Genomic DNA, 12685 nt, shown 5'->3' on the forward strand with positions numbered 1-12685 from the left:
CACTAAACAATGATGGGCGGCCACACCCGCCCGGAGGAGCGCAGTGATGAACTACAGCGGTTACAAGTCCCTGGTGGTCCGTGCGGAGGACCGGATCGCCTGGGTGACCCTCGACAACCCGCCGGTGAACACCGTCGACGCCACACTGGCCGGCGACCTCAAGGCGTTCGCGGACGAGGTGGCGTCCGACGAGGACATCGCCGTGGTCGTCCTCCAGTCGGCCGATCCCGAGTTCTTCTCCGCCCACGCGGACTTCGAGTGGTCCTTCGATCCGAGCACCCTCATGGCCCTGGCCGACCCCGACGCCGACCCGGCCCTCAACCCGCTCCAGCAGCTCAACGAGCGACTGCGCACACTGCCACAGGTGACGATCGCCAAACTGCGCGGCTACGCCCGCGCGGGTGGGGCCGAGCTGGCGATGGCCGCGGACATGCGGTTCGCCGCCGCGGACCGGACCTGGCTCTCCCAGCCGGAATCACTGATGGGCATCTTCCCTGGCGGAGGCGGCACCCAGTACCTCAACCGACTGGTCGGCCGGGCCCGAGCGCTGGAGATCGTGCTGGGCGCCGAACTGTTCGACACCTCCCTCGCCGAGCGCTACGGGTGGATCAACCGCGCGATCCCGGACGAACACCTCGACGCGTTCGTCGACGCCCTCGCCCGCCGCATCGCCGTTCTGCCCCAGGGGGTGGCCGCCGCCGCGAAGGAGGCACTGGACGCCGCCGAGGCGAGCGGCCCCGTGCCGAACCTGACACAGGAGGCGGCCGCACACGCCAAGGTCTACCCCTCCCAGGACGACATCGTCCACCGGCTCCGCGTGCTGATGGACCACGGCGGACAGACACGCAAGGGCGAACTCCGACTGGAACGCCTGCTCGAAGCCATCCCCTGGGCACACCGCTCCTGAAAACCACCGCCCACCCAGGCGCGGCGCAACCCGCCGGCAGGCCTCGGTCACGGAGAGGGTTGCGGGGCGAGTAGACCAGTCGTATAGTTCTGGCATCGGAACACGGCAGACACCGAACTCCCGGAAGGGGACGGCATCATGGGACGCATCAAGGTCGGCACGGAGAACAGCACCGACATCGAACTGCACTACGAGGACAAGGGGACCGGGCAGCCGGTCGTCCTGATCCACGGCTACCCGCTGGACGGCAATTCCTGGGAGGGGCAGATCCCGGCGCTGCTGGCTGCCGGGCACCGAGTCATCACCTATGACCGGCGCGGCTTCGGCAAGTCCAGCCAGCCCTCCACCGGTTACGACTACGACACGTTCGCAGCCGACCTGAACACCGTCATGGAGACCCTCGACCTGCACGACGTGGTCCTGGTCGGTTTCTCGATGGGTACCGGCGAGGTCGCCCGCTACCTGTCCGTCCACGGCTCCGGCCGGGTTGCCAAGGCTGTGTTCCTCGCGTCGCTGGAGCCGTACCTGGCGATCACCGACGACAACCCCGACGGTGCCGCCCCGCTCTCCTTCTTCGAGGGCGTCTCCGAGGCGGCGAAGAAGGACCGCTACGCCTTCTTCACCGGCTTCTACTCCGACTTCTACAACCTCGACGAGAACCTGGGCACCCGGGTGAGCGAGGAAGCCGTGCGCAACGCCTGGACCGTGGCTGCCGGCGCGGGCTCGATCGCCTCCGCTGTCGCCCCGCTGACCTGGCCCACCGACTTCCGGGCCGACATCCCCCGCATCAACGTGCCCACCCTGATCGTGCACGGCACGGCCGACCGGACGCTGCCCGTCGACGCCACCGGGCGCCGCTTCGCCAAGGCTCTGCCCGCCGCCACGTACGTGGAGATCGACGGCGCCCCGCACGGCCTGCTCACCACCCACACCGCCGAGGTCAACACGGTCCTCCTGGACTTCCTCGCCCAGTAACACGCGAGGCGGTGCGACTGCCCCACGAAACCCGCATAGACGACTGGTCTAATGGGACGTAGAGTGGTCAGCATGGCAACTATCCAGGGCGACACCCGCCGCAGCATTCTCGACGCCGCGCAGCGGATCATGGCCCGCAAGGGATTCTCCGCGGTGGGTATCAACGAAGTTCTCTCCACGGCCGGAGTGCCGAAGGGGTCGTTCTACCACTTCTTCGGCTCCAAGGACGCCTTCGGCGAGGCGATGATAAAGGCCTACTTCACCGACTACCTGGCGGACATGGACCGCACCCTCGCCGAACCCGGCCTGACCACTGCGGAGCGGCTGATGAACTACTGGCAGAACTGGCGCGATACGCAGAGCGTCGACGAATGCCAGGGAAAATGCCTGGCCGTCAAGCTCGGTGCGGAGGTCTCCGACCTGTCGGAGGCGATGCGGCTCGCTCTGAAGGAAGGTACCACCGCCGTGATCGACCGCCTGGAACGGACGATCACAGCCGGCCTGAAGGACGGATCGGTCGCCGTCGACGGCACCCCCCGCGAGACCGCGCAGGTCCTGTACAACATGTGGCTCGGAGCGAGCGTCATGGTCAAGATCCACCGCGACATCGGCCCACTGGACACCACGACGACGATCACCCGCCACCTTCTGCACCTGTAGAACACAGAACCCGGAACCCAGTCACACCCCCGGCCCTGAAGATCCACCCGGACACCGGCCCTCCTTCATGTCGCACGAGTCGACCGGTCTACTCAGAGAAAGTACACGCCATGAAGATCCTCATCGTCCTCACCTCGCACGGCGAACTCGGCACCACCGGCCGCAAGACCGGCTTCTGGTTGGAGGAACTCGCCGCCCCCTACTACCGCTTCAAGGAAGCCGGCGCCGAAGTCGTACTCGCCTCCCCCAAGGGGGGCAGGCCGCCTCTGGACCCCAAGAGCAACGAACCCGCCTTCCAGACCGATGAGACCCGCCGCTTCGAGGCTGATCCCGAAGCCATGGCGGCCCTCGCCCACACCGTCCGACTCAACTCCGTGTCCGCCGACGACTTCGACACCGTCTTCTATCCCGGTGGCCACGGCCCCCTGTGGGACCTGGCCGAAGACCCCGCCTCCGTCCGGCTCATCGAAACCGTCCTACGCACGGGCAAGCCCCTGGCCCTGGTCTGCCACGCCCCAGGCGTCATGCGCCACGCCACCGACCCCGATGGCAGCCCCCTCGTCCGCGGCCGGAAGGTCACCGGCTTCACCAACGGTGAGGAAGCCGACGCCGGCCTCACCGACATCGTCCCCTTCCTCGTCGAGGACGAACTCAAGCAGCTCGGGGCCGACTACTCCAAGACCGGCAACTGGCAGCCCTACGTCGTCATCGACGGCCTGCTCATCACCGGTCAGAGCCCCGCCTCCTCCGGCCCCGCCGCCGACGCCCTCCTCACCCTCCTCACTCTCGTCAACCAGGTCGACGAGGCCCGCGCATAACGCACACCACAACCAGCATCGCCCGGCACACAGATCACCGGATCTGCCCGGGCACCCCACCCCGCCACCCGGCACCACGAGCGCCACCCCAAGGCCAGCTGACACCGAGCGCTGGTGTCCCGGCCCACACCGGGCCGAAGAGCGAAACGGGCAGGAATCCGCATGATTCTGGGAGCTCATCTCCACGAGACTGCTCGTTGAGATCCGGTACGAGTCCCTCTACGGCGGTGAGGACTTCGTGGCTCGCTCGACTCTGTTCTGAGCTTGTTCATTTTCTTCCGGCCTCGAACGGTGTCTCGACCTGAGTCGCCCACCTGGGGATTCGCCGGACGCGGGGGGCCTTGGTCTGATCATGTGCTCCGACCAAGGTGCACTGCGGTCACCGCCGCCCAGCTGCGGGGAGTCGTCGAGCGGCTCATCACCGCGGGGCAGTGGCAGAAGGGGGACCCGCACATCGTGATCGTCAGCGACGCCGGCTACGACGTCACCCGCCTGGCCAGGGTCCTGCGCGACCTGCCCGTCGAGCTGGTCGGCCGGGTCCGCTCCGACCGCGTCATGCGCCTGCCCAAGCCGCACCGCCGACCGGGGACGAACGGCCGGCCAAGCACGGACCGGAGTTCCGCTTCACCAGGCCGGAGACCTGGCCCGAGCCCGCGATCACCACTGTCACCGACACCCCCTACGGCAAGGCCGAAACACGGGCATGGGACCGGGTCCATCCCCGGCTCACCCACCGTTCCTTATGGCTCGACCACGACGGCGAACTGCCTTTGATCGAAGGCACGTTGATCCGGTTGAAGGCCGAGCATCCGTCGAAGGACCGGGACGCTCCGCCGGTGTGGTTGTGGTCCTCGAAGACCGGTGCACCCCGGACGATGTGGACCGTTTCTGGCAGGCTCTTCTCCGCCGTTTCGACCTGGAGCACACCTTCCGCTTCGCGAAGCAGACCCTCGGCTGGACCGCCCCGAAACTCCGTACCTCCGAGGCGGCGGACCGCTGGACCTGGATCCTGATCGTCGCGCACACCCAACTCCGGCTCGCCCGCCCTCTCGCCGAGGACCTACGCCGGCCCTGGGAGAAGCCCACCGCCTCCAGCCGGCTCACCCCCACCCGCGTCCGCCGGGGATTCAGGAACATCCGCGCTCACCTTGTCTGCCCGGCCCGCGTTCCCAAACCCCGCGGCGCCGGCCCCGGACAGCCACCCGGCGCCAAGAACAGACACCGGGCACCCCGCTACGACGTCGGCAGGACCGTCAAACGCCCCGAAACCCTCAAGGCCACCGGCAAGCCCGGAAGATCTTGGTAGATAAAGAACAAGCTTTAGGCTACGAAGCATGACGCTGCAGCTTGTTCAGGTGAACTTCAAGGCCCGGGACGAGTCGGCGCTCGGTCGGTTCTGGGCCGAGGTGCTCGGCTGGGGCCTGTCCAGCGAGGGCCCCGGGGTCGTCAATCTGGAACCCGCCGGCTTCGACTGGCCGGACCCGTCCGCCGTCTGTGTCGACCTCGTCCGCGTCCCGGACCCGGAGGCGGTGAGGTACCGGGTGCATCTGGAGCTCGCCACCACCTCCGACACCCATCAGGCGGAGTTGGTCACACGTCTGAAGGGCCTCGGGGCGACGCCCGTCGACGTGGGCCAGGGCGACGTGCCGTGGACGATGCTGGCCGACCCGGAAGGCAACGTGTTCAGCGTCCTGGAGCCACGAGAGCTCTACCGGGACACGGGGCCCATCGCCGCCGTGGTCGTCGGCTGTGCCGACCCACGGGCCATGGTCCGCTTCTGGGGCGAGGCGATCGACTGGACCGTCCATGAGCTGGCCGACGACCGCGCCCTGCTGCGCTCGGTCAGGGGCGTCGGCCCGTACCTGGAGTTTCGCCGCACGCCGGATGACAAGGTCGTATGGAGCCGCATCCATCTCGACGTGATGTCCGACCCCATCGATGATCAGGCGAGGGAGGTCGCCCGTCTCGAAGGCCTCGGCGCCACGCCCGCGGATGTGGGCCAGGGTGACGTCTCCTGGGTCGTCCTGGCCGACCCGGAGGGCAACGACTTCTGCGTGCTCGGCCGGGGCTGACACGGAGCTCCGCCGGCCCAGCCGGCCAAGGCCCGTCTCCTCGGCCGGGCGGCGCGGATGCACCTGCGCCGGCCGGCACCGCGAGCGGCGGTGGCGGGCTGTTCCCGCCGACCGCCGCTTCCCGCCGCGCAGAGGCCAAAGCTCTGTATTCGCTTCAGAGGCTGCCCAGTTCGGCTGCGAGGTCCGGATCGCGCATGCCGGGGAAGGCGTATCCGTCGGTCTCGTCCCACGGGACGTCGAGGTCGTCCATGTGCACGCGCCAATCCGCGCCCGGCAGAGCACGGCGCAGTTCGGTGACCGAGCTCAGCACATGGTCGAGCACCGACAGCACCCGTCCCGGATCGAACGGCAACTTGGTGGACCCGGCCACGATCTCGTCCGAGGTGCCGGCATCGCCGTCGTACAGGCACAGACTCTCCTCGTTCTCGTACGGGAAACACGCCATGTGAGCAGCGACAATGCGCTCAACAGCGGCGGCCTCGGCATCCGTCGGCGGCATCGCGCGGCTCGCGGAGTAGTAGAGAGAAACACTCATGGGCCGAGCGTACTGACGGGGTATGACAGAGCCGGCCCGAGGCACGAGCGAAGTCGGCGGAGCAGTTCATGTGCGGCAGGGCTCTCCGCATCGAAGGTCTGGTGTTGTTGCTCGACGGGAAGGCCCGGCCCCCAGATGCGGGCACCGTGACAGCGAAAACAGAAGGCGATCTCGAAGAGCTGATCGGTGGAGTCGTGCGCCCGGACTCCCCAGCCTGGGAGGAAGCAGCGGTACGGCTCACTGCCTGGTAGTTCCGCGATCAGCGACAGGGCCTGCTGGGCTTGCTCGCCCTCCCAGATGGCGACAGTGTCGCCCACCATGTCCTGCGAACTGAGGTGCCTGGCGGAATCAATGATGCGGACGGCCTCGATGAGCTCGGTCGTCCCGTGGGTCAGCGGCAGCAGCATGCCTCCAGGCTCTCCGTTCGCGACTTCGCTGACCAGGGACAGCCAGAAGGCAAACTGCCACAGTCCCTTGGGAAGGAGTCGATCCACGGTCGTCGTGGCCGCACACTGACCGTGATGCGAGACTTCCGGCATGGATATGGGGCGCGAGTCGCGGTGGGAAAAGGATGCAATGACGGTAGAGATCGTCTTTGCGCTGGTGACTGCTGTCGCCCTTGCCGCGGCGGTCTTTGCCGTCGTTCTGGTCCTCACTCTCGTCTTCGACCTCTCCGGCTCAACCTCCAAAGGCGTACTGAAGGGAGGAGCCCTGGTTGGAGCGGCGGTCGGAATGTGGCGTCTGGTACGGGTGCTGTATCGCTTCGACACTGAGCGCCGTAAAGGCCACTGACTGCAAGCGAAATCGGACCGTCCCGTTGGGCGATCGGCCCGGGAGGGGCCCCCGTTGAGGACGCCAGGGTGCCGGAATGCACAGGTGTCTGTGCACACAACACTGTGCACGTATGTCACAGCGCTCCGATGCAGCCGCCCCTCCCCCGGAGCCCGAACCTTCCCCATCCGTGCCCGTCGAACTCGGTGACCTCAGCGCCTTCAAGGCGCTCGCCCAGCCGCGGCGTCGGCGTGTTCTGGAGCACCCGGACCGGGCCGACGTACCGCCCGGCGCGCGCACCCTGCTCACGCGGTCTCTCGCCTTTCCCGTTCCCGCCGGGCCGCGGCCGAGCCGGGTCAGGTCAAGTCAGGTCAGGTCAGGTCAGGTCACGCAAGGCGAGGCCGCGCAAAGCCGGGCCGGGCCGAGCCGAGCTCACTCATCGCCGGCTCACTCATCGCCGGCTCGCCGGCGAAGATTACCCCGCACCCAGCGGTTGTCGCCCATGCCCGTTGCCCCGACGATGGGGAGATGGGAGGCATGCCGCATGGACGGGAGGGCGAGTTGGCGGACCCCTGGGTGGCTCTGGCCGCCGACGCGAATCCCGGCACCCGTCTCCGTGAACTGCGCCGGGCGCACGAGGTGTTCACCTCCGCAGGGCGGCTGGAGACACCGGTACGCGCCGTGGTGGGCCAGTCGTGGCGACGCTCGGCCCGGGCGCGGGTCAGCCCGGACGGCGCGCCACTGGTCGAGCTGTGCGCGGATGAACTCGGACCGCACCGGGACGCCCATCCCCTGGCTCGCGTCATGCCGATGATCCGTGAACTCATGAGTGCGTACGCGGTGGACGGCGAGCATCTGCTCGCGGTCTGCGATGCGCACGGCCGGCTGCTGTGGGTCGAGGGGCATACCGGGGCGCGTCGGCGCGCGGAGCGGATGAACTTCGTGGAAGGCGCCCGCTGGGCGGAGTCCGAAGCCGGGACGAACGCACCCGGTACGGCACTCGCGATCGACCGCCCGATCCAGGTGTTCGCGGCCGAACACTTTCTTCGGCCGGTCCAGCAGTGGACGTGCGCCGCCGCCCCGCTGCACGACCCGCACACCGGCCGGGTGCTCGGTGCTGTCGACATCACCGGTGGGAACGGGCTCGCACATCCGCACAGCCTTGGGTTCGTACAGGCAGTGGCGCGCGCCGCCGAGTCCCAACTGGCGCTCGTCGCACCTCCGTCCGCCGGTGGTTCGGCGCAGCTCTCCGCGCTCGGCAGGGACGAGGCGCTCCTGGTTCTGGACGGGCGCAGGATCCGGCTCGGCAGACGCCACAGCGAGATCCTGGTGACGCTGGCCCTGCATCCGGAGGGCCTCAGCGGTGACGAGCTGCTGATCGAGCTGTACGAGGACGAGTCCGCCCCATCGGTGACGTTGCGGGCCGAACTCGCCCGGCTGCGGGGGCTTCTGGGGCCTGAGCTGCTGCGCTCGCGTCCGTACCGGCTGAGTACGCCGGTGGACTGCGACTTCGACACCGTCACACGCAGGCTGGAGTCCGGGGCGGTAGCGGCAGCGCTCGGTGCCTATGCGGGGCCCTTGCTGCCGCGTTCTCAGGCACCGGGGGTCGTCCGGCTGCGCCGCAGGGTCGCGGGCCAGCTGCGGGCCGCGCTGATCGCGCGGGGTGATCCCGGTCTGCTCGCCGACTGGGCGTACAGCTCATGGGGCGCGGAGGACCTCCCTGTCTGGCGGGCGCTCGCCGCCGCCGCACCGCCGGAGCGGCGGGCTGCGCTGCTGGCCAGGGCCCAGGTGCTCGACGCGGAGCAACGCGCGTAGCGACGCACCGGGGAAGCCCCTGGGGCGGCCCGTGCAACGGCGTTGCAACGTCGCGCTGCCTAGCGTCACACCGAGGGCCGTCCAACGGCGGGCGGCACCGGATCCGGGAGGCCACAGAGATGACCCGTTACGCCGCACCGGGCACCGAGGGTGCCATCGTCTCGTTCGAGTCCCGTTACGACCACTGGATCGGCGGCGCCTACGCACCGCCGGCCCGTGGTCAGTACTTCGAGAACCCGAGCCCCGTCAACGGCCGCCCCTTCACGGAGATCGCCCGCGGCACCGAGGACGACGTCGAGCGCGCCCTGGACGCCGCCCATGCGGCGGCCCCCGCCTGGGGTGCCGTCTCCGCGGGTGACCGTGCGACCGTCCTGAACCGCATCGCCAACCGCATGGAGGAGCATCTGGAGGAGCTGGCGGTCGCCGAGAGCTGGGAGAACGGCAAGCCGGTGCGCGAGACACTGGCCGCGGACATTCCACTGGCCATCGACCACTTCCGGTACTTCGCGGGCGCGCTGCGTGCCCAGGAGGGCTCGCTCAGCGAGATCGACGACGACACCGTCGCGTACCACTTCCACGAGCCACTGGGTGTCGTGGCCCAGATCATTCCGTGGAACTTCCCCATCCTCATGGCTGTCTGGAAGCTCGCCCCCGCGCTGGCGGCCGGGAACGCGGTGGTCCTCAAGCCGGCCGAGCAGACACCCGCGTCGATCCATGTGTGGATGAGCCTGGTCGCGGATCTGCTTCCCCCGGGCGTGGTCAACATCCTCAACGGCTTCGGCGCGGAGGCGGGCAAGCCGCTCGCCTCGAGTCCGCGGGTCGCGAAGATCGCGTTCACCGGCGAGACCACGACGGGGCGCCTGATCATGCAGTACGCCTCGGAGAACCTCAAGCCCGTCACACTGGAGCTGGGTGGCAAGTCGCCGAACCTCTTCTTCGACGACGTCTGGGCGAAGGACGACGACTTCCGTGACAAGGCGCTCGAGGGTTTCACCATGTTCGCCCTCAACCAGGGTGAAGTGTGCACGTGTCCCTCGCGGGCGCTGGTCCAGCGCGGACACTACGGCGAGTTCCTCGAAGCGGGCATCGCCCGCACCGAACGGATCGTGCCGGGGCACCCGTTGGACACGGACACCATGATCGGCGCACAGGCCTCCGCCGAACAGCTGAAGAAGATCCTCTCGTACCTGGAGATCGGCCAGCAGGAGGGAGCGAAGGTACTGACGGGGGGCCAGATCATCGAGCACGGAGGTGAGTTGGACGGTGGCTACTACGTCCAGCCGACGATCTTCGAAGGTGACAACCGTATGCGGGTGTTCCAGGAGGAGATCTTCGGCCCCGTGCTCGCGGTGACGTCCTTCTCGGACTTCGACGAAGGGATCAGGACGGCGAACGACACGCCGTACGGACTCGGCGCGGGCGTATGGACCCGGGACAGCAACACGGCCTACCGTGCGGGCCGGGCCATCCAGGCAGGCAGGGTCTGGACGAACTGTTACCACGCCTATCCGGCGCACGCCGCCTTCGGCGGCTACAAGCAGTCGGGCATCGGCCGGGAGAACCACAAGATGATGCTGGAGCACTACCAGCAGACGAAGAACCTCCTCGTGTCCTACTCGCCGAAGAGGCTGGGCTTCTTCTAGACACGAGATAAGGGCGCCTGACCGCCGCCCTGTGCTAACTCATGCGCGAGGTCAGGGTGAACCCGCCGTCCACCGCGAGCACCGTGCCCGTGATGAAGGCGGCCTCCTGAGAGGCCAGGAACAGGGCAGCGTTGGCGACGTCCCAGCTGGTGCCCTGATGCCCCATCGGAACCAGCGCGGCCCGCTTGGCGGCCACCTCCTCGCGGGAGGCGCCTCCCGCCCGGGCCGGGGCGTCGACGCCCATGGGGGTGTCCATCATGCCGGGGGCGATGCAGTTGACCCGGATTCCGTGGGGTGCGTACTCCAGTGCCAGGCTGCGGGTCATGGCGTGCACCGCGGCCTTGGAGGTGGTGTAGGCGATCGCCTCGCCACCCGCGAGCAGGCCGGCCATGGAGGAGATGTTGACAATCGCACCGCTCCCCCGCTCGCGCATGTGGGGCAGGACGGCCTTGCAGGTCAGCCACATGCCGGTGAGGTTGACCTCGAAGCCCTGACGCCATGTCCGGGCGTCGAGGTCCTCGGTGCGGCCGGCGGGGACGACGCCGACGTTGTTGTGCAGCACATCGACGTGCCCCAGGGCCGCGAGAGCCGCGTCGGGAATGCCCGCGCACTCGTCCTCGACGGTGATGTCGGCCCGGTGAGCGGTCGCCGTGCCGCCTTCCTTGCGGATCAGCTCGGCGCTCTCCTCAGCCGAGTCCAGGTCCCGGTCCACGACCAGGACCTGCGCTCCCTCGCGGGCGAAGGTGAGGGCGACGGCGCGGCCGTTGCCGGTGGTGGCGCCAGGGGTCTGGCCTCCCCCGACCACGATCGCGCGCCTGCCCTGAAGCCGTCCGGTCACAGGTCCTCCACTCCCGATGTTTTGCCGGTGGCCTTGTCCACGGTCCATTCGAAGGAGGTGGCGACTGGCCAGCCGGCGTAGTAGGCGATCTGCACGGCGACTTCCCGGAGTTCGGCCTCGGTCAGGTCACCGCTGTCCAGGGCGGCCTTGACGTGCAAGTGTCCGTGGATCTGGTGGGACTGGAGCATGGCCAGGACCGTGAGCGTGATGATGCGCCGCTCGCGGACACTCAGTCCCGGCCTGTTCCACAGGTCACCGAAGACGACCTTGGTCGCCAGGTCGCTGAGCGACCCGGGCTCGCTGCGGACTGCCTCCTCCGGTACGCGCATGACCTCGGCCTGCGTGGCGCGGCCGGCCGTGGCGAGGTGGGCGAAGTGGTCCGGGCCCGCTGTGTGTGCCGGGCCCGGCGCGTGGTCCGGGCCCGGTGCGTCGTGGGTGTTCACCAGGTCACCGGCAGGGTCTCGACTCCGTAGGTGAGGGCGTCGTCGTGGAAGTGCAGTTCGCTCTCGTCGACGGCGAGCCGCAGGCCCGGGATCCGCTCGAACAGCTTGGGCCAGGCCACCTGCATCTCGACCCGGGAGAGGTTCTGGCCCAGGCACTGGTGCACGCCGTAGCCGAAGCCCATGTGCTTGCGCTCGCTGCGGGTGATGTCCAGGCGTTCGGGGTCGGCGAAGACCAGGGGGTCCCGGTTGGCGGCGGGCAGGTTGCAGATGATGCCCTCGTCGGCCTTCAGCAGTACGCCGCCGACCTCGATGTCCTCGGTCAGGACGCGGCGCGGTTCGGTCTGCACCATGCTCCAGTAGCGCATCATCTCCTCGACCGCGGTCGAGGCGTACGCCGCCGGGTCGGACAGCAGGATGTCGCGCTGTGCGGGTTCGCGCAGGAGCGCGAGGATCCCCAGGGCGATCATGTTGGCGGTGGTCTCGTGCCCGGCGCCGATCACGAGGACGCCGAGCCCCACAGCTTCCTCGAAAGTCAGGTCGCCCTTGTCGTCGACGTGCGTGTTCACCAGACGGGACAGCAGTCCGTTGTCGGGGCGGGAGCGCTTGGCCTCCATGTGGCGGGCCAACAGCTCGTGCAGCGCGCGGTGCGCGGCCACCTTCTCGTCCTGCGCGATGGTGAGCTGCACCATCTTCTTCGAGGACTCGTGCACGGTGGGGCTGTCCTCGTAGGGGACGCCGAGGACTTCGCAGATCACGACGGTGGGCAGGGCCAGCGCGAAGTGCTCGACGAGGTCGACGGGTCCGTCCATGGCGAGCACGTCGTCGAGGAGCCGGTCGGCGAGTTCGGCGATGCGCGGGCGCAGCGCTTCGGAGCGTTTGGCGGTGAAGTCCGGGTTGAGGATGCGACGTACCGGGAGGTGTTCCGTGCCGTCCTTGCGGAAGAAGATGTTGCCCTCGACGGCGGGCTGGGCGTCGCTGGTGTTGGGGAAGCCGGGGTCGGTGACGTCCGCACTGATCTTGCCGACCGCCCCGAGGAGCTGCTGGATGTGGTCGTGCCGGGTGATCAGCCAGGGCGTGCTGCCGTCCCAGATCGTCACCCGGTGCGGCCGGCCGCTCTCCCGGAAGGCCGTGGCGTCCTCGGGCGGGGAGAAGGGGCATCCACGCTGCAGTGGGAAGGCGGGGGCGTGTTCGGAGGAGACAGCCATGGG

General features: G+C 68.8%; 13 protein-coding genes and 1 pseudogene. 9 read left to right on the forward strand and 5 right to left on the reverse strand.

Going from position 1 to position 12685, the window contains the following annotated elements:
• Positions 1-46: 46 nt before the first annotated feature.
• The 6 genes and pseudogenes from AB0C75_RS14425 to AB0C75_RS14450 all read left to right on the forward strand — a co-directional run bounded on the left by AB0C75_RS14425 (position 47) and on the right by AB0C75_RS14450 (position 5432).
• Positions 47-907 carry an enoyl-CoA hydratase/isomerase family protein gene (locus AB0C75_RS14425; RefSeq protein ID WP_362890525.1) on the forward strand — a complete coding sequence of 287 codons (861 nt, stop codon included), beginning with the start codon at positions 47-49 and terminating at the stop codon, positions 905-907.
• A 138-nt stretch (positions 908-1045) separates the two neighbouring features.
• Positions 1046-1882 (forward strand): alpha/beta hydrolase, encoded by an 837-nt coding sequence (locus AB0C75_RS14430; RefSeq protein ID WP_362890527.1) that lies wholly within the window; start codon positions 1046-1048, stop codon positions 1880-1882.
• 72 nt (positions 1883-1954) lie between these two features.
• Positions 1955-2542, forward strand: coding sequence for a TetR/AcrR family transcriptional regulator (locus tag AB0C75_RS14435; protein ID WP_362890529.1), 588 nt, complete (start codon positions 1955-1957; stop codon positions 2540-2542).
• A gap of 110 nt (positions 2543-2652) precedes the next feature.
• A complete protein-coding gene (locus tag AB0C75_RS14440) occupies positions 2653-3360 on the forward strand; it encodes a type 1 glutamine amidotransferase domain-containing protein (protein WP_362890531.1) in 708 nt (235 codons plus the stop codon).
• A gap of 372 nt (positions 3361-3732) precedes the next feature.
• Positions 3733-4666: pseudogene (locus AB0C75_RS14445) on the forward strand (transposase); the annotation flags it as partial.
• Between the two features lie 28 nt (positions 4667-4694).
• The gene (locus tag AB0C75_RS14450; RefSeq protein WP_362890533.1) at positions 4695-5432 is read left to right on the forward strand and encodes a VOC family protein; all 738 of its coding nucleotides are present in this window, start codon (positions 4695-4697) and stop codon (positions 5430-5432) included.
• Positions 5433-5586: 154 nt separating this feature from the next.
• Here AB0C75_RS14450 and AB0C75_RS14455 read toward each other — a convergent pair whose 3' ends face one another.
• Together AB0C75_RS14455 and AB0C75_RS14460 are read right to left on the reverse strand one after the other, a co-directional pair.
• A complete protein-coding gene (locus tag AB0C75_RS14455; protein ID WP_362890535.1) occupies positions 5587-5967 on the reverse strand; it encodes a hypothetical protein in 381 nt (126 codons plus the stop codon).
• Positions 5964-6374: a hypothetical protein gene (locus tag AB0C75_RS14460; protein ID WP_362890536.1), complete on the reverse strand. Its 411-nt coding sequence runs from the start codon at positions 6372-6374 to the stop codon at positions 5964-5966. Before AB0C75_RS14460 ends, AB0C75_RS14455 begins: the two co-directional genes overlap by 4 nt.
• Before the next feature lie 130 nt (positions 6375-6504).
• On the opposite strand from AB0C75_RS14460, the gene AB0C75_RS14465 reads away from it, so the two are divergent.
• The 3 genes from AB0C75_RS14465 to AB0C75_RS14475 all read left to right on the forward strand — a co-directional run bounded on the left by AB0C75_RS14465 (position 6505) and on the right by AB0C75_RS14475 (position 10196).
• A complete protein-coding gene (locus tag AB0C75_RS14465) occupies positions 6505-6759 on the forward strand; it encodes a DUF6332 family protein (protein WP_362890537.1) in 255 nt (84 codons plus the stop codon).
• 540 nt (positions 6760-7299) lie between these two features.
• A complete protein-coding gene (locus AB0C75_RS14470; RefSeq protein WP_362890835.1) occupies positions 7300-8553 on the forward strand; it encodes a GAF domain-containing protein in 1254 nt (417 codons plus the stop codon).
• Positions 8554-8672: 119 nt separating this feature from the next.
• Positions 8673-10196 (forward strand): aldehyde dehydrogenase family protein, encoded by a 1524-nt coding sequence (locus AB0C75_RS14475; protein WP_362890539.1) that lies wholly within the window; start codon positions 8673-8675, stop codon positions 10194-10196.
• 34 nt (positions 10197-10230) lie between these two features.
• Here the strand turns inward: AB0C75_RS14475 and AB0C75_RS14480 are convergent, their stop codons facing one another.
• From AB0C75_RS14480 to AB0C75_RS14490, 3 genes are read right to left on the reverse strand one after another with little or no spacing between them, the layout of a single operon-like run.
• Entirely contained in the window at positions 10231-11034 is an 804-nt protein-coding gene (locus AB0C75_RS14480) for an SDR family NAD(P)-dependent oxidoreductase (RefSeq protein ID WP_362890541.1), read from the reverse strand.
• Positions 11031-11477, reverse strand: a complete 447-nt coding sequence (locus AB0C75_RS14485; RefSeq protein ID WP_362890543.1) for a carboxymuconolactone decarboxylase family protein — start codon at positions 11475-11477, stop codon at positions 11031-11033. Before AB0C75_RS14485 ends, AB0C75_RS14480 begins: the two co-directional genes overlap by 4 nt.
• Complete coding sequence (locus AB0C75_RS14490; RefSeq protein ID WP_362890545.1) at positions 11474-12682, reverse strand: cytochrome P450; 1209 nt, start codon at positions 12680-12682, stop codon at positions 11474-11476. Before AB0C75_RS14490 ends, AB0C75_RS14485 begins: the two co-directional genes overlap by 4 nt.
• Between the last annotated feature and the right edge of the window lie 3 nt (positions 12683-12685).

It is taken from the genome of Streptomyces sp. NPDC048565 (assembly GCF_040650935.1).
GTDB lineage: Bacteria > Actinomycetota > Actinomycetes > Streptomycetales > Streptomycetaceae > Streptomyces.